Below are 15,786 nucleotides of genomic sequence, written 5' to 3' on the forward strand. Positions count from 1 at the left end.
GCGGCCTTCTTGGTTTGTCCCCCCCTGGCCGGCTGGGTGCGCTGTGCGCACCCCCGCGCCTTTTCGCGCGGGGATTGCGGGATCGGAGCCCGCCCAGACCCCTGGTTCTTGGCACCCCGCGGCACTCAGGACGCGGATTTCGGCGCGTCCAGGGCCCCTTGGTCCGTTCCTTGCTTGAGTTCGGGGCGGGCCCTGCCGACCCGACCCCGTCCCCCTCACGAGCGTGCCTGCCGTGGCCGATAAACGCGTGCTCCTCGTCGACGACGAGCTTCTCATCCGCTACACCCTCGCCCAGACGCTGCAACGGGAGGGGGTCGAGATCGTGGCCGTGGCCAGCGCCGAGGCGGCCCTCACGGTGCTCGAAGGGGGGGCCTTCGATCTCTGCTTCCTGGACGTGCGCTTGCCCGGGATGGACGGTTTGCAGGCCCTGCGCCTCATCCGCCGCCACCGGCCCCACACCCAGGTCGTGCTCATGAGCGGGCACGTCGCCGGCACCCACGATCTCGACCCAGCCGAGCGCCCCCTCGACTTTCTCGAGAAGCCCTTCGACCTCGGCCGGGTGCGGGCCCTGGCGGATCACGTCCTGGGGGCTCCCGCCTCCTGACCCGGGCCTCTCCCCGCCCCCGCGGTCCCAAGACGCCTCAGAGCCTGTGAAACAATCTGCTGCGCGACCGGATTGCTTCGTTGCGCACTCCCTCACTCCTCGCCTATCTACTTGATATGTCTCGTCGTTCGCTCATACGCGCCTCGCACTCCGGTCTGCTCGCGACGATTCTTTCACAGGCTCTCACACGAACCGCTCCATGAGGGTTCGAATCCCTTCCTCGACTCCCCCAGGCCCGTGGACCCGCACGAGCTCGGCCAGTACCGCCTCGGCGCGGGCCCGCAGGAGGGGGTCTTCCAGGTCCTTCAGCCCTTCCAGGAGGCCTGCCCGCCGGCCGGCCTGGTAGAGGCGCTGCTCCCCGGCGGGCAGGGAGAGGAAGGCGTCGCATCGGGCGAGGAGGGCGGCCCGCTCCTGCGGAAGCTGTCCCTCCAGGTCCCCCAGGAGGTTGAGGGTGTGATCGCTCGCGATGCGCGAGCCGATGCCTTGGAGCTCGGAGAGGAAGAGGCGAATCTCCGCCACCATCTCCGCGTCGGTCTGGCGGGTCAGCGTGGCGCCAGGGCCGTGGAAGTGTTCCCAGAGGGGGAGCTTGGGCCCCAGGCACAGGGTGCGAAACCGGATGAAGTGGGGGTCGATGGCGCTGAGCACCCGGGCGGTGTCCCGGGCGTGCCCCTGGCTCATCTCGCGCCCCCCGAGGCCCGGCATCACGTACTCGGAGAGCTCCAGGCCCGCCTCCACCACGTTGCGGCCGGCCCGCACGTGGAGCTCGGCGGTGGCGCCCTTGGAGATGAGCGCGAGCAGGGGATCGTGCCCGGTCTCGAGGCCGATGTGGATGCGGGTGAGGCCGAGCTCCCCGTAGGAGCGCAGGTGTTCCACCGACAGGCGCGCCACCGTGCGGGAGCGGGCGTAGGTGGTGATCCGCTCTACCTCGGGAAACCGCGCGCGAAAGTGGGCGAGCACCCGCCGGACCTGGTCGGGCTTCATCACCAGGGAGTCCGCGTCCTGGAGGAAGGCCGTGCGGCCGCCGTGGGCCAGGGCGTTGGCCACTCCGTACTCGGAGTCGGTGCGCACGAGCCCCAGGGATACCGCCCGGCGGGGGCCCCCGTCCCAGCCCGAACCCAGGAGCCGGTCGCGGATGCGCGCCATGGCGTCGATATCGGCCTCGATCTCCTCCACCGCCCGCAGGCTGAACTTGTGCCGCTTGTAGGTCCGGCAAAAGGCGCACCGGTTCCACGGGCAGTTGCGCGTCAGCCGCAGGAGATAACTGCCCGCCTCGCTGGGAGGGCGGATGGGGCCAACTTCGAACGTGTCCGTTGCGGGTTGCGCGTTGGATGTTGCTCGTTGAGTGGTGTCGGTCATGGGTCTCGGGGCTCGTTGGGGGATGACTCGCGGCCGATGGAGCGCAGGTAGGCGTTGAGGCGGGGACCCAGCTCGTCTACCAGAGGTTTGAGGCGCGAGACCTGGTTCTCGTTTAGGAGACCGCGCAGGTAGGCTCGCCGGAGCCAGTGCTGGGCTTCGTTGAGGGAGCCCCTGGCGGTGCCGACGAAGCGGCGGTGGTCCACGGGGCTGCCGCGGCCGTACCCCTCGGCGATGTTGGCGCCGATGCTGTCCGCCGCCCTGACGAGCTGCCCTCCCACCGTTCTTCGCGCAAAGGGCTCCCAGGAAATGACCGCCGCCCACACCTCGTCCGCCAGCCGCTCGGCCAACCGGTAGACTTCAAGGTTCTCGAAGTGGGTCCGCCCCATCCGACTTCCTTGAGACGTTTCCCCACGCGCAACGCGCTACCCGCGACGTGCCTCTTCTGCAGCAATTAGCGCCGCCCCAAAGGCCCCGAGGTACTGGGGGTGGGGGGGGATCTCGACCTGGGCGCCGGTGCGGGAGGCCAGGAGTTGGGCGACGACGGGGAAGGCGGCCACCACGCCGCCGCTCACGACGATGAAGTTGCCCAGGGGGCCCATCTCCGCCACCCGGGCCACCACCGAGTTGAAGATGCCCCGGCACAGGTTCTCCGGGCCCTCGCCCTCGCGGATGAGCTTGATCACCTCGGTGGCGGAGAAGACCGTGCAGAAGGAGGAGAGGGTAATCTCCTTGGTGGCGGCCTCGGCGTAGGCCTCGATCTTCCCCAGGGGAAGGTCCAGGCGGTGGGCGATCTCTTCCACGAAGGCGCCCGTACCGGCGGCGCACTTGCGGTTCATGAGGAAGTTGGCCACCGCCCCGTCCTGGCGGATGTGGACGATCTTGTTGTCCTGGCCGCCGATGTCCACCAGGTCCATCTCGCGGGGGAAGTGGTGGAAGGCTCCCTTGGCATGGCAGGAAATCTCGGTACGCCGCACCTCGGCAAAAGGCACGTTGCGCCGCCCGTAGCCCGTGGCCACGGTACAGGCCAGCCGCCCCCCGTCCTCGGCCCCGGCCGCCTCCAGAGCGGCCCGGCGCAGCTCCGCCGCCACGTCTTCGAAGGAGATCCCCGTGCGGTGGATCGCCCGGGCGACCACCTCCCCCGAACGGTCGAGGAGGACCGCCTTGGACCAGGAGGAGCCGAGGTCGAGCCCGAGGAAGAAGTCTTGGGTCATGGCGGGTTGCTCGTTGCGGGTTGCTCGTTGGGGCGGCGGTTGCCTGGCCGGCATTCTACAACGCGCCACGTGCAACGTGCCACGCCCTACCCCCCCAATTGCTCCACGAAGGCCTCGATGTTGGTGCGGGTCTGCTCCTCGGAGAAGCAGCGCAGGTCGTTGAGGTCCCCGTAGAAGACCACGTAGGGGAGGCCCGACTTCTCCTTGAGGCGCTGGGGCAGGCCGTAACGGGTGTTGGAGTTGCACGGGCAGGTCTTGGCGTCGTGGTACACGATGCCGTCCACGGAGAACTCCCGGGCCAGGCGGCCGATCACCTCTTCCTTCACCGCGTCGGAGCGTACGATGAAGAGCTCCAGGTAGGCCCGGGCCATGGCCTCGAAGGGGTCGGCCCCCCGGTCTGCCTCCTCGAAGGCCTCGAAGATCCAGGAGTTGCAGTAGGTGGAGACCACCACCGCGGTGTGCAGCTCCTGGAAGAAGGCGCTGAGCTCCCGGAGCTTGCCCCACACGGGCATGCCGTCCCAGTAAAAGCGGTGGCGCTCGCCCTCCACCGCGCCCACCCCGGCGGCGGCCCGCTCTTCGAGCTCCGCCAGGAGCTCCCGGTAGAAGGCCACGGGGCCCGGGGTCCCCCGCAGCACCACGGCCGGCCCCATGAGAACGGTGGCGTCGAAGAAGGTGAGCGGGCTCGGCCGGTGGCGGCCGGCAAAGAGGCAGGCCTTCCACAGCCGGGTGGTCTTGGCCGAGAGGGCCAGCACTTCCCGAAACCGGTCGGTGTCGAACCGGGTACCGGCAATCGTCTCCAGCGGGGAGATGAGGGCCTTGTACTGGGCGACCATCCCGTCCACCAGGGGCTGGGTCACCTCGCCGATCTTGGTGGGGGAGTTCACCCCGACCACCGGCACCCCGAACTCCCGGGAGTAGAAGGAGAACCAGTCCTGCACGTCGCGGCACTGGTTGGTGTTGTACACGAGCACGTCGGGGCGGGGCACTCCCGGCAGGCCGTAGGCCTTGGTGAGGGGCGTGTCCTTGGCCAGGTACGAGCCGATGTCGCTGGTGAGGTAGCTGCAGATGTCGGGGCTGTACCCCAGGGCGTTGGCAAGCGGGATGAAGTCGTTGGCCTTGCGGCTGGCCCCGAGCAGCGCCCCGTGGTTCTCGGGGTAGTACACCGTGTACCCGAGGCTCAGGAGGAGCTCTGCGGGGCCGACGCTCGTGCACCAGGCCACCTTGCGGCCAGGGTCTCGGGAGGCCTCGTCCACCTCCCGGAAGTGCCCGGCCATGAGGTCCTTCATTTGCTTGGTCGCGCGGAAGGGCTTGAAGTTGGCCATGCCTTTGCTCGTTGCGCGTGGCGCGTCGCGGGTTGGGGAGGGTGTCTCCGCTCGTGGCGAGCCGCGCGTGGGCTCCAACACGCAACCCGCCACGAGCAACGCGCAGATTTTACTTTCCCTTGAACTCCGGCCGCGCCACGCCCACGCTCTTGAGGCCGATGAGGGCGTCGGCGGTGGTGAAGATCTCCTCCAGGCGGCTCATCTCGAGTTCCAGACCGGCGGGGAGATCCACGGTCATGCCCTCGTCGAGGATCTCGTTGGCCGCCCGGATGGCCAGGGGGGCCTTTCGGGGCAGGGCCTTGGCGGCCGCCTGCACCCTCGGGTCGCCGTTGGGCGACCTGCCGGCGATCACGTCGCCGACCTTGTCGTCGGAAAAGGCCTCGGCCACCGCCTCCCAGCCCTTGGAAACCGGCTTCTTGGCGTACTTGTCCGGGATCGTCCCCTGGGCCACGAGGCCGCGGATGAAGGCGTCGGCCTCCTCCGAGCTCACGAAGTAGCCGGCGAGCCCGATCTCGTGGGCGGTCTTGCCGTCCAGCGGCGCCCCGGTGAAGACGAGGTACTTGGCGAGCTCCTTTCCCACGATGCGGGCGGTGCGCTGGGTGCCGCCCAGGCCCGGGAAGATCCCGATGCCCGTCTCGGGGAAGCCGAAGCCGGCCTTGTCGGTGGCGACGATGGCCTGGCACGCCAGGGCCAGCTCGGTGCCGCCGCCCAGGGAGAGGCCGTCCACCTTGGCGATCACGGGTTTGGCGGAGGTTTCGAGCTTTCGCAGCACGCGCTGGCCCCGCCGGGCGAAGTCGGCGATCCTCGGGATCCGGCCGGCCTCGATGTTGTCGATGAAGAACTTGATGTCGGCCCCGGCCACGAAGGCCTTGCCCGCCCCCTCGATGACGATGGCCTTCACGTCGGCCCGGGCGGAGGCCTCGTCGAAGGCCTTCTCCAACTGGTCCACCACCGCCTCGTTGAGGGCATTGAGCGCCTCGGGGCGGTTGATCAGAAGGGTGGCGATGCCGTCCTTCACCGAGAGGTGCACCACCCGCATGGGCCAGGGCTTCCCCGCGGCCTTCTGCCGGCCGAGGCTCTTGGCCAGGGGGTGGCCGAACTCGGCGCAAAAGGCCTCCGCCAGGGCGATGGCCCTGGTCGTGCCGACCTTGTTCATGAGCTCGAAGGGCCCCAGGGCCCAGAGAAGTCCGATCTTGGCCCCCTGGTCCGTGTCCTCCAGGGTGGCCACCTCCTCGTCCAGGATCTCGCCCGCCACCTGGAAGACCACCCCCATGAGCCGGTCGGCCACGGCCTGGAACTTCGACTCGTCGGGAGCCCCCTCCAGGTTCCACGGCTCGTTCTTCTCGGCCTGGGCCACAAGGCGCGCCACCGGGGGGTAGTAGCCCCCCAGCTCCCGGCCCAGGGTGGCCTCGGCGTGGTAGGCGATGGGCACGCCCGTGACGTTCATCAGCTCGAAGGGTCCCATGCCGATGCGGAAGGCCTTCTTGGCCGCCGCCTCGATGGTGGGGATGTCCGCCGCGCCCGTTTCCAGCAGCCGCACCGACTCGTTGAGCCAGGGCACGAAGAAGCGGTTTACGGCAAAGCCCGGCCGGTCCTTGCACACAATGGGCACCTTGCCCATCCGCTTGGAGAGCTGGAGGCTCGCCTCCACCGCGGCGGGGCTGGTCTTGGCCCCGGGGATCACCTCCACCAGGCGGTTCTTGGCCGGGTGGTAGAAGAAGTGGAGCCCCACCACCCGCTCGGGACGCGCCGCGGACTCGGCCAGGCTCGAGACGTAGAAGCTCGAGGTGTTGGTGGCGAGCACCGTCTGGGGCCCGCAGATCTTGCCCAGGCCCGCGAAGAGCTCCTTCTTCACCGTCTCGTCTTCGAAGACCGCTTCGATTACGTAGTCGCAGTCGGCGAGCTCTCCGAGGTCGGTGGTGTCGTAGATGCGGGCCAGGATCTCTTCGACCTGTTCGGGGCTGAAGATCTTGCGTTCGACGGCCTCCCCCAGCAGGGTGCGGATGCGGGCGCGCCCCCGGGCCACGAACTCGCTCGTGAGGTCCTGCATTACGACCGTGAACCCCTCCTGGGCGAGCTTCTGCACGATCCCGCTGCCCATGTTGCCGGCGCCCACGACCCCGATCTTCTTGAGTTGTGCCATGGCGTTCTTCTCCTGCGCTACGGTGGAAAACGAATCGGATTCCGGTAAAGGTTCACCTGCCTGGTGGTGCGGGGCTGCGCCCGCGGCGCGCCGAAGGCGATCCCGATCCCGAACGCGAACAGGCCATACAAGATGCGTACCGGACGCCCGGTAGGCAGGAAGCTCCGACGGCTAGGACGAGGGTCACGTGCGGGGGAGTGCGGCGTCCACCTCGTCGCGGCGGGGAAAGCTTCGGCCCCCTAGCCCGCGGCAGGCTAGGCTGGCCGCCGCCACGGCGTACCGGAGGGCGTCCTCCCGGGAGAGCCCCCGCGCCAGGGCCAGCGCCAGGGCGCCGTGGAAGGCGTCGCCCGCCCCGGTGGTGTCGCGCACCGGGACCCGAAGCGCCGGGATGCGCAGGAGGCGCCCATCCAGGAGGGCGATGGCTCCCTCGGCCCCCAGGGTGGCGCAGCACCAGCCCCGGGCCCGGGCCGCGACCGCGCGCAGGGCTTCCCCCGGGGGGAGCCCGGGCGCTGCCTGCTCCAGGAAGCCCTGGCTCATGGCCAGCACGTCTGCGAGGCCCCAGGTTTCCTCCCATCCCGGGCCGGCCCGCTCCGCGTCGGCCACGGTGAGGATGCCGCGCTCCCGGCAGAAGGGGGCGAGCTCCGGCAGGAGGTGCTCTCCCTGGCGGTCCACCAGCAACGCACGCGCCCGCGCCGCAGCGGGCCGAACCTCCTCCCAGGTCAGCTTCTCGGGGGGCGAGGTCTCGTAGACGATGGTCCGGGTGCCCCGGGCGCGGGAGACGAGGCACCAGGCGGTGGGGGTCGTGCCCCGGGGCGGGGGCAGGGCCGAGAGGTCCACCCCGAAGGCCGCCATGCGCTCGCGGGCGAAGCGCCCCGCCTCGTCGTCCCCCAGCACCCCCACGAACCCCACCCTCCCCCCCAGGTGGGCGGCCAGGCACGCCGCGGTGGACGCCTGCCCGCCCCCCTCCCGAAGCCGCGCCAGCACCGGCACCTTCGCGTCCTCCGCCGGGCAGGCCTCCACCTCCAGCACCTCGTCCACGCAGGCCCGGCCGATGCAGAGGAGGTCGAGCTCGGGGGGCGCAGGGGGCACCGCGCCGAGGGGGCTCCCTTCTGTGCCCTTCCGTCGGCCCACCTCCGCTTCGATCTTTCTCGAGAACCCTCTTCTCGGGAGCGGATGCCGCAGCAGGGGCTGGCGGCGGCCCCCCGGGCGGGTGAGCGAGGGGCCGCTGGCCTCCAGGGGAGGCAGCTCCTCTCGTGCCACGAGCACCTGAATTGACCGGGCCTGGCCCGGTATCCTGGAGATCAGCCCGTTGCGCTCCAGGGTGAGGATCATCTGGTGGACCGAGGGCGGCGAGACGCCGAAATAGGCCTGGAGCTCCGCCTCGGCGGGGGACCGGCCGTGGAGCTGCGCATACCGGTCGATGTAGGCCAGGTACTGGCCCTGCTTGGCGGTGAATGCCAAGGGACGGCCGCTCTTCGTCATCGGCCGCCCGGCTCCCTGCTTCCGCCTCGCCCAGGGGCTCTCACGCCGAGGCACGTCTCAAAACGGGATGGCATCGGGGTCCTCCTCGTCGTCTCTGAAATCGAACCCGGGTTCCTCCCAGGGGAAGTTCTCCGTTCTCCATGCGCCGCCGTCCTCGCACGCAGAATCCTCCTCGGCAAAGCCCAGGGCGGCGAGCTGCGCCCAGAGATCCGGGTGTTCGCCCCGGAGGCGCTTGAGGCGGCGGCGCTTGCGCGGGTGGACGAGGGCCACCTGGTGGAGCACCGCGGCCATCGCCCGAATCTCGGCATCCGGGTGCTCCCGCAGCGCCCCCAGGTGCTTGCGGTTCTTCTCGGAGAGGTTCGACTGGAACCAGTACCCCCACAGATCGTCCAGGAGCTGCCGGCGCTCCCGCTCGGCCTTGGGCAGGCGCGCGCAGTCCTTGCACACGTGGCGCCGGTGGCCCTTGCCGCTGAACTTCTCGTTGGGGCGATCCTGGCCGCAGACGTGGCAGTAGTGGGGCATGGGCTGGTCTCTTCCTCACCGACCGAGGTTTCGGAGCCCTCTCACGCGACGTGTCCTGCCGCCTTGGGCGGGGCAGGCAGCTCGTCGAAGCGGAAGCGGCCCTCCGCGTCGGTCAGCCGCGGGCCCTGCTGCTCGTTGGGCCCGGTGAGGACGGTGACGGAGGCGCCCACGACGAGGTCATCCGTGTCCGCATCGAGCACCAGGCCTTCCAACGCGCTGGTGCGCGGCCCCGTGTATGCCGGAGGCGGCTCGCCCGGCGGCCGGTCCCACTCGTCGAAGAGCCGCGTCGCGCCCACGTAGTCGATGATGCGGAACCACTCCTTGCCGGTGGCCGGGTCCACGCGGGAGCCACGGCCGATGATCTGCTTGAAGAGGATCGGGGATGCGATGGGCTTCATGAACACGATGTTGCGGCAGGAGGGGACGTCGACGCCGGTGGAGAGGAGCTCGGCCGTGGTGGCGACCACCGGGGTCTGCTTGTCGCTGTCCTGGAAGGCCTCGAGCCACTTGAGCGCCCCGCCTTCGTCGGCGACGATCGGCAAGGCGTAGTCCGAGTGGCCCTTGGCGAAGAAGTGCTCCCGCTCGATCTCGCTCTCGCCCCAGCCCGCGCGCTTGAGCTTGGGGTCGATGAGCTTGGCGCGGGTCTCGGCTTCGTTTCGCAGGCGCGGCATGAAGACCCCCTCCCGGGCAGATCGGCCCTGCGGCGCCCTCTTTGGAGGCCGGGGCGAGCTGGGCGAGGTCTACGGGCAGTTGGGGCATGGGGCGCTCCTTGGAGCCGGCGGGCCGCCTCATTTCTTCCGGTACACGTTGAGGCCCACCTTGGCGTCTTCCCTTCCGGGCACGGGGGCATTGCCCTCGGTGGTGGCGATGAGGATGGTCTTGCCCGACGACGAGGGCCCGAACTCCTTCGACAGGTCCACTCGGATCGTGAGGACGTTTCCTTCGACCTGCATCTCCACGTTCTTTGGGTCCCGACCCGTGGTCCGCGCGGGCGGCCGCGCGCTTGGCGTTCTTCTTGGCCAGGGCCTTCTTGCGGCGCTTCGGGTCGATAGCCACGGGGGCCCTCCTCACTCTTTCCGAAACGGCGCCAGCCGCCGGTTGACGGCCTCCAGGTCGAAGGCCAGAGGGTCCCAGTCCTCCCCCAGCCACTCGAGGCGCTCCTCCCTCTCCGGGTGGTCGGGGTCGGCCAGCACGTCCAACAGCTCGCCGTAGCCCCAGACACCCCCGCAGTCCTCGGGCGGGCATGCCCCTTTTCCGGAGAGGCACGACGGGACGATGGCCCCGGGGGAAGGCTCCAGGATCTTCGCCACTGCCACGGTATGCTCCCAGTCGTCGCCGAAGTCGTAGACGTAGGTGAGCTTGTCCTTGGGCTCGGGCGCCAGGGAAGACAGGGCAACCTTGTGCTCGTCCATCACTTCTCCGGGCGCGTCCCACTGCGGGTCGGCAGTGCCGATCCGCACGTCGCGCCCCACCCGGAACTCGTGGAGGTGGGAGTTCGTCCAACCCATGGCGGCTTGCAGCACGTCGTGCAGCCGGGAGAGGCGGATCTCGGCGGGCACCAGAATCCGGCGCCACACGGGCGGCTTGGCGCCCTTGAGCGTCACCTTGAGCTAGTAGATGGGTGCACCTTGCTTCTTGGCTGCCATGTCTTGCTTCCCTTTCCCTGGGGAGGCGCCGGGGCATCCCCTGTCAGGTTGCACTCCCGGCACGCGTCGCACTCGCCCTCGCCGTCGATGGGCGCCTGAATCCTCTGGATCAGGAGCTTGAAGCTCACGTACAGGGCGGCAACGGCCAAGATCGCTGCTGGAGTCATGGCCTGCGGCATCGTCATCCCGTCGAGCAGCAGGGTCAATACCCACGCCACGGCAAGCGCGAGGCCCGTGGCCAGGGCAGCGAAGAAGCCGACGAGCATCGTAAGGAAGATGCCGAACACGAGAAGGACGACGGGGCTCTTTCGCAAGGGATCCAATCCTTTCTGCAAGCCGCTGGCTCTTGCCCGCAGGCGGGCTGCCGAGGGGGCGCCAAGGCCCGCGGCAGCTCACCTCCACGACGCGTACTCCCGGATCTCGGAGTACGCCACCACCTTGTTCCGGCCGGTCTGTTTGGCGGCGTACAGGGCCTGGTCGGCTCTGGCCACCAGGGCGTCGGCGCCCTCCAGGTCCCCTTCCAGGGCGGCGAGACCCAGGCTGGCCCGCACCGGAAGCACCTTTCCTTCCCACTCTACCTGCAGGGCCTCGATGCCCGCCCTCACACGCTCGGCCACGGCGCGGGCGCCCGCCTCGGCGGTGCTGGGCAGCAGCAGGGCAAACTCCTCGCCCCCGTGCCGGGCGGCCAGGTCGGTCTCCCGGGCGAAGCCGGCCAGGGCGCGGGCCACGGCCCGGAGCACCGCGTCGCCCGCCGGATGGCCGTGGACGTCGTTGACCTTCTTGAAGTGATCCACGTCCAGGAGGAGGAGCGAGAGGCCGTGCTCGTAGCGGCGGCTGCGCTGGATCTCGGCGGCCAGCCGCGCGAAGAACTCGCGCCGGTTCGCCAGCCCCGTGAGGGCGTCGGACCGGGCCAGGCGATCGAGCTCCTCGTGGGCCCGCAGGAGGCACAGGCCCTGGGCACCGTGTTGGGCGAGGAACTCGCAAAATTGGACTGCCGCGGGGTCGAAGGCCCTGGCGGAGAGGCTGGCGGCGCACAGGATTCCGATGGCCTCGCCTCCCGCCCGCAGGGGCTGGAGGATGAGGCTGCCGAACTCCGGGGCGCGCAGCTCCCGGCTGAAGAGCGGGCGGCGGGCCCCTTCTCGGGGGGTCTCGTAGTACAGGTAGGGGCCACCGTCCAACACCCACCCCGCGAGGCCGTCCGCGGCGGGGAACTCCCTGCCCTCCCACTCGGCCCACCTGCCGTCGCCCACCTTGTGGAAGCGCAGTCGGCCCTCCTCGGCGCGCAGCGCCAGCGCAGAGAAGTCCGGCTTGACGCGGGTCTGCAAGGTCACCAGGAAGAGGTCGAGGACCTCGGGAACGCTGCGGGAGGTCACCAGGCTCTTGGAAAAATCGTGGAGGTGCTGGTAGTCGTTGGAGCGGCGCTTCCATTGCTCCAGGTCGCGCAACTGGGTGAGGATCGTGGCCACCTGGTGTGCGCCCACCTTGAGAAAGGCGGCCTGGGTCTCGCCGAAGGCGTTCTCCCGAAGGTGATCCACCGCGAGGACGCCCTGGACCTGCTCCCCGTCGAGCACGGGCACCCCGAGGAAGCTGCGCACGGGCACCCCCGGCCCGTAGTAGCCGAGGCGGGAAGCAGGATCCCGCAGGTTCCCCACCGAGAGGGGCTTACGGTTCTCCAGAACCCACGAGAACGCGGTTCCTTCCAGGTTGAGGACCCGGTCTTCCCGCAGGTCGTGGCTGTCGGAGACGAGCTCGCGCACGAAGAGCTCCCCCCGGGGGCTGGCGACCACGAGCACGGCCCCGTGGGCGCCGGCGTGCTCCTTGACCTGCTGGAGGTGGGTGTAGAGCAGGTCGTCGAACCGCGAAAGCTCGCGACGGGCGCCCACCCCCGCCTGGGGCGGGCCGTCCAGGTGCTCCTGGTCCAGGCGCAGCTTGTCCAGGGTGAGTTGGAGGCGGCCCCGGCGGCGCTTCTCGAACAGGGCCGCGACCCCCGCGGCGCCGGCCACGAGCTCCAGGTGTAGCAGGGCGGAGACGTCGCCCTTCCACAGGGGCACAGCCGCCAGGGGAAGGACGAGGAGCGCCGGAAAGGAAACGCTCGCCGCCAGCGCCACGAGCAGCACCGCGTGGGCCGCCAGGGCCCAGGCGGCGGGAACCCCGGCGGCCTCCAGGGCGGTGGAGAGGCCCAGGGCGGCCAGCAGCCCCACCTCGGCCCGCTCCAGGTCCGACGTTCGGGGGCGGAAGACCAGGGCCTGGATGCGCCACAGGAAGTACCCGATGAAGCCGGCCAGGGCCGCCAGGGCGGCCGGGCGCAGCCCGGGCTCCGGGGAGAAGAGCCCCCCCAGGAGGGCCGCCCCGTGGGCCGCGGGAACCAGTGCCCTGAGCGCAAGGGCCGGCGCTGCGGGGCTGTTCTCGCCCCGGGCGCGCCGGGCGCGCCGACGGGGGTTAGCGCGGGGCATGGCGCTCGGGAAGGAGGAAGACCGTCTCCCCCTGGCGAATCATCCCCAGGTCCTTGCGGGCACGGGCTTCGATGGCGCGCGGGTTCTCCCGAAGGTTGGCGATCTCACGCTCCAGCGCAGCCCGCTGGGAGCGGAGCCGGTCGATCTCTTCCGCCAGGGCCTGGCGCTCGCTGCGCAGCCGGCGCAGCTCGCGGGCGCCCTGCTCGCCCAGCAGCGCCACGGCCGAAAAAGTCAGCGCCGCCGACAGAACGAGCCCCAGGACGAGTTTTTCCCGGAACCTCACCGGGGGTCTCCCCGGCGGGTGCCAGGCCGGCTCATTCGAGGCGGAACCGGACGCGGATCGTACCCCACTGCTCCTTCTCCTCCCCCGGCGGCAGGGGGTTGAAGCGAAAGTCTCTGATGTAGGCCAGGGCTGCCCGGTCGAGCTCCGGGTCTCCCCGCTGGAGCTCGAAGGCCCGGGTGACCTCTCCTCGGGGAGAGACATAGAACCGGATGGCCACCGAGGCCGGGTTGCGGATGGGTACCCGGGGCGGCGGCGGCTCGTGGACCACCTCCCGCCTGGAGCCCGCTTCCCACTCGATGTCCAGGGGAGCCAGGGCCTCTCGGACATCGGGTTCCGGAGACTCGGCGGGGGCCGCCACGGCTGCCTGGAGCAGGGCCTGGGCCAGGCCGGCTGCCGCCCGGGGGGCGGGCCCCGGTGCCCGAACGGGAGGCAGGGAGGGCCGGCCCGGCAGGGGCAGCCCCTCGGCGGGGGTAAGCCGGGGCATGGCCAGGGTGTCGGGTTCGGGCAAGAGGACCCGGCGCTCGGGCAGGCGCACCGGCGATGCCGCCGGCGGCAGGGCGGCGGCAGCCGGCTCGCCGGGGGTCAGGGCGCTTCCCAGGGCAGCGGCCTTCTCGGGGGAGAGGGGCGCCGCCGGGGTGGGCTCCGCGGGCTCGAGGGGCTCCAGGGGCGGAGCCAGGGGCGGAGGCTCGCGAAGCTCCACTTCCACCAAGTGCTCGCCCCCCGCCAAGAGGCGCACCCGCACCGCGGGCACCACAAGCACCGCCACGAGGTGCAGGGCCAGGCTGGTGCCCACGGCCAGGGCCAGGGCCGCGCGGGGCGACACGCCCGCTCACCGCCTGGGCCGGGTGGCGATGGCCAGGCGGCTCAGTCCCGAGGTCTTGGCCCGGTCCATTACGTCCACCACGAACCGGTGGGGCGTCTCCTCGTCGGCCTCGATCACCACCAGGGTGTCCCGGTCGGCCCGGGCCGTGTCGCGGAAGCGGGCCTCCAGGTCTTCGGGGCTCGCCCGCTGGTCGCCCAGGTACAGGGCGCCCGCCGGGTCCACCTTGATGCGCAGCTCCTGGCGCTCGTGGCGCACGGGCTCGGCCGCCGCCTGGGGGAGGTTGATGCGGATCCCCGGCGAGACCACGAAGGTGGTGGAGAGCATGAAGAAAATCAGCAGCAGGAAGACGCAGTCGATCAGCGGCGTGATGTCGGGCGTCACCTGCTCGCGGCGTGCCTTGCGAAACTTCATGCATCGCCCTCGGCGCGCGCCGGGGTGCGGGCGCGCGGGTCGAGGTTCTTCACCAGGTCCACGAAGTGCAGCGCATACTGTTCGAGGCCCAGGATGAGGCGGTCGAGCTTGCCCAGGAAGTAGCGGTAGGCCACGAAGGCCGGGATGGCCACGGTGAGCCCGGCCGCGGTGGTGATGAGGGCCTCGCTGATCCCCCCGGCGAGGCTCGCCGGGTTGCCCACCCCCTGGACGCTGATGACGGTGAACGCCTTGATCATGCCCGAAACCGTCCCCAGGAGCCCCAGGAGCGGGGCCACGTTGGCCACCGTTCCCAGGATGCCCACGTAGCGCTCCAGGTGGGCGGCCTCCCGGCGGCCCACCTCCTCCACGGCTTCCTTCACCGTGTCGCGGCCCTGGCCGGCGTGGCGAAGCGCCGCCTGGATCACGGCCCCCATGGGGCTGCGGCTGCGGCGGCACAGGGCCATGGCTTCCTCGATCTGGCCCCGGCGGACGAGATCTTCGGCGCGCCGCACCAGGTCCTTGGGCAGGTTGCGGCTCCCCCGCAGGGTCCAGGCCCGCTCGAAGAACACCGCGAGCGCGATGACCGAACAGGCCACGATGGGGATCATCAGGACTCCCCCCTTCAGCAGATATTCGTACATGTGTTCCTCTCGGAAGCGCAGACAGGAAGCCTCAGGGGCGGCAAGCCCACTTGCCGGGCGGCCGCAAGGGAACTCCACCTATCGAAATCCACCAAGACTTGACGCGCTGTTCCAGATATTGGCTCCCCAAGGCTCCTTAGCGCGGGTCCTCCGGGGCCGCGAGGCGGGCCAGGTGCTCCCGGGCCTCCCGAGCGGGCCCCTCTGCGGCGTCGCCGGCCACCTTCTCGTACACGGCCCGGGCCTGGTCGAGCTGGCCCTGGGATTCCAGGAGGCGCCCGGCCCGGAGGAAGGCGCCTGCCACCTCGGAATCGCTCAAAGGATAGAGATAACCGATCCGGAGGTAGGTTTCCAGGGCTTCCTGCCCGCGCCCGGCGGCCTCCAGGGCGCGGCCCAGGATCTGAAAGGCCCGCAGCCCTTCGGGGCTCGTCCCCATCTCGGCTGCCGCGGCAAGGGGCTCGGCTGCGGCGTCGGGCCGGCCCGCGAGGAGAAGCACCTCGCCCAGGTCGGCGAGCACGGCCTGGCGCAGAAGGGCCGGGGAGGCGGCGCATTCCTCCAGGGCGGTCCGCAGCCGCGCTTCCGCGCCCGCCCAGTCCAGGAGGGCCCGCGCGGCCCCCGCCCCACTGCGCCGCGCCCTGCAGCGCTCCTCTGCGCGGGTTCGGCGGGCCAGCTCGTCCCAGGCCTCCCGGGCGGCGTCGGCAGGCCCCTGGCGCTCGAAGAGCCGGGCCAGCTCCCGCAGGGCGGCCAGCCCCACGGAGCCCTCGCCGGCGGAAAGGGGCTCGAGGAGCTCCCGGGCCGGCCCCCATTCCCCGGCCTGGAGGTGGCTGCGGGCTGCCTCCAGGCGGGCCTCCGCGGCCCGGTCCCCTTCCGGGGCGAGGGCGGCGGCGCGCCG

At 70.9% G+C, this 15,786-nt stretch carries 17 protein-coding genes and 1 pseudogene; 1 reads left to right on the forward strand and 17 read right to left on the reverse strand.

Annotated features, from left to right (window positions below; genetic code table 11):
• Positions 1 to 232: 232 nt before the first annotated feature.
• Complete coding sequence (locus AB1578_14970; protein ID MEW6489208.1) at positions 233 to 604, forward strand: response regulator; 372 nt, start codon at positions 233 to 235, stop codon at positions 602 to 604.
• A gap of 183 nt (positions 605 to 787) precedes the next feature.
• On the opposite strand, the gene AB1578_14975 is transcribed toward AB1578_14970, so the two are convergent.
• The 17 genes and pseudogenes from AB1578_14975 to AB1578_15055 form a co-directional block, all read right to left on the reverse strand.
• Positions 788 to 1,960 (reverse strand): radical SAM protein, encoded by a 1,173-nt coding sequence (locus tag AB1578_14975; GenBank protein ID MEW6489209.1) that lies wholly within the window; start codon positions 1,958 to 1,960, stop codon positions 788 to 790.
• Positions 1,957 to 2,346: a four helix bundle protein gene (locus AB1578_14980; protein MEW6489210.1), complete on the reverse strand. Its 390-nt coding sequence runs from the start codon at positions 2,344 to 2,346 to the stop codon at positions 1,957 to 1,959. The genes AB1578_14975 and AB1578_14980 overlap by 4 nt, the downstream gene beginning before the upstream one ends.
• A gap of 36 nt (positions 2,347 to 2,382) precedes the next feature.
• Complete coding sequence (locus tag AB1578_14985; GenBank protein ID MEW6489211.1) at positions 2,383 to 3,171, reverse strand: acyl-CoA dehydratase activase; 789 nt, start codon at positions 3,169 to 3,171, stop codon at positions 2,383 to 2,385.
• Between the two features lie 86 nt (positions 3,172 to 3,257).
• Positions 3,258 to 4,493, reverse strand: a complete 1,236-nt coding sequence (locus tag AB1578_14990; protein MEW6489212.1) for a 2-hydroxyacyl-CoA dehydratase family protein — start codon at positions 4,491 to 4,493, stop codon at positions 3,258 to 3,260.
• A gap of 109 nt (positions 4,494 to 4,602) precedes the next feature.
• On the reverse strand, positions 4,603 to 6,636 hold the full coding sequence (locus AB1578_14995) for a 3-hydroxyacyl-CoA dehydrogenase NAD-binding domain-containing protein (GenBank protein ID MEW6489213.1): 2,034 nt from the start codon (positions 6,634 to 6,636) through the stop codon (positions 4,603 to 4,605).
• Between the two features lie 183 nt (positions 6,637 to 6,819).
• The gene (locus AB1578_15000) at positions 6,820 to 8,118 is read right to left on the reverse strand and encodes a PfkB family carbohydrate kinase (protein MEW6489214.1); all 1,299 of its coding nucleotides are present in this window, start codon (positions 8,116 to 8,118) and stop codon (positions 6,820 to 6,822) included.
• Positions 8,119 to 8,175: 57 nt separating this feature from the next.
• The gene (locus AB1578_15005; GenBank protein MEW6489215.1) at positions 8,176 to 8,640 is read right to left on the reverse strand and encodes a hypothetical protein; all 465 of its coding nucleotides are present in this window, start codon (positions 8,638 to 8,640) and stop codon (positions 8,176 to 8,178) included.
• 41 nt (positions 8,641 to 8,681) lie between these two features.
• Positions 8,682 to 9,200 (reverse strand): annotated as a pseudogene (locus tag AB1578_15010) (restriction endonuclease subunit R).
• Between the two features lie 228 nt (positions 9,201 to 9,428).
• The gene (locus AB1578_15015) at positions 9,429 to 9,593 is read right to left on the reverse strand and encodes a hypothetical protein (protein MEW6489216.1); all 165 of its coding nucleotides are present in this window, start codon (positions 9,591 to 9,593) and stop codon (positions 9,429 to 9,431) included.
• Between the two features lie 114 nt (positions 9,594 to 9,707).
• Complete coding sequence (locus AB1578_15020; protein ID MEW6489217.1) at positions 9,708 to 10,244, reverse strand: plasmid pRiA4b ORF-3 family protein; 537 nt, start codon at positions 10,242 to 10,244, stop codon at positions 9,708 to 9,710.
• On the reverse strand, positions 10,241 to 10,600 hold the full coding sequence (locus AB1578_15025) for a hypothetical protein (GenBank protein MEW6489218.1): 360 nt from the start codon (positions 10,598 to 10,600) through the stop codon (positions 10,241 to 10,243). Before AB1578_15025 ends, AB1578_15020 begins: the two co-directional genes overlap by 4 nt.
• A 78-nt stretch (positions 10,601 to 10,678) precedes the next feature.
• The gene (locus AB1578_15030) at positions 10,679 to 12,739 is read right to left on the reverse strand and encodes a sensor domain-containing diguanylate cyclase (GenBank protein ID MEW6489219.1); all 2,061 of its coding nucleotides are present in this window, start codon (positions 12,737 to 12,739) and stop codon (positions 10,679 to 10,681) included.
• Positions 12,726 to 13,022 carry a septum formation initiator family protein gene (locus AB1578_15035; GenBank protein MEW6489220.1) on the reverse strand — a complete coding sequence of 99 codons (297 nt, stop codon included), beginning with the start codon at positions 13,020 to 13,022 and terminating at the stop codon, positions 12,726 to 12,728. The genes AB1578_15030 and AB1578_15035 overlap by 14 nt, the downstream gene beginning before the upstream one ends.
• A 31-nt stretch (positions 13,023 to 13,053) precedes the next feature.
• A complete protein-coding gene (locus AB1578_15040; GenBank protein MEW6489221.1) occupies positions 13,054 to 13,845 on the reverse strand; it encodes an energy transducer TonB in 792 nt (263 codons plus the stop codon).
• A gap of 6 nt (positions 13,846 to 13,851) precedes the next feature.
• Complete coding sequence (locus tag AB1578_15045; protein MEW6489222.1) at positions 13,852 to 14,256, reverse strand: biopolymer transporter ExbD; 405 nt, start codon at positions 14,254 to 14,256, stop codon at positions 13,852 to 13,854.
• Positions 14,253 to 14,897, reverse strand: a complete 645-nt coding sequence (locus tag AB1578_15050) for a MotA/TolQ/ExbB proton channel family protein (protein ID MEW6489223.1) — start codon at positions 14,895 to 14,897, stop codon at positions 14,253 to 14,255. The genes AB1578_15045 and AB1578_15050 overlap by 4 nt, the downstream gene beginning before the upstream one ends.
• A gap of 136 nt (positions 14,898 to 15,033) precedes the next feature.
• Positions 15,034 to 15,786: tetratricopeptide repeat protein (locus tag AB1578_15055; GenBank protein ID MEW6489224.1), on the reverse strand; the 753-nt coding region annotated here is incomplete at its 5' end.

The sequence above is a fragment of the Thermodesulfobacteriota bacterium genome, assembly GCA_040756475.1.
GTDB lineage: Bacteria > Desulfobacterota > Deferrisomatia > Deferrisomatales > JACRMM01 > JBFLZB01.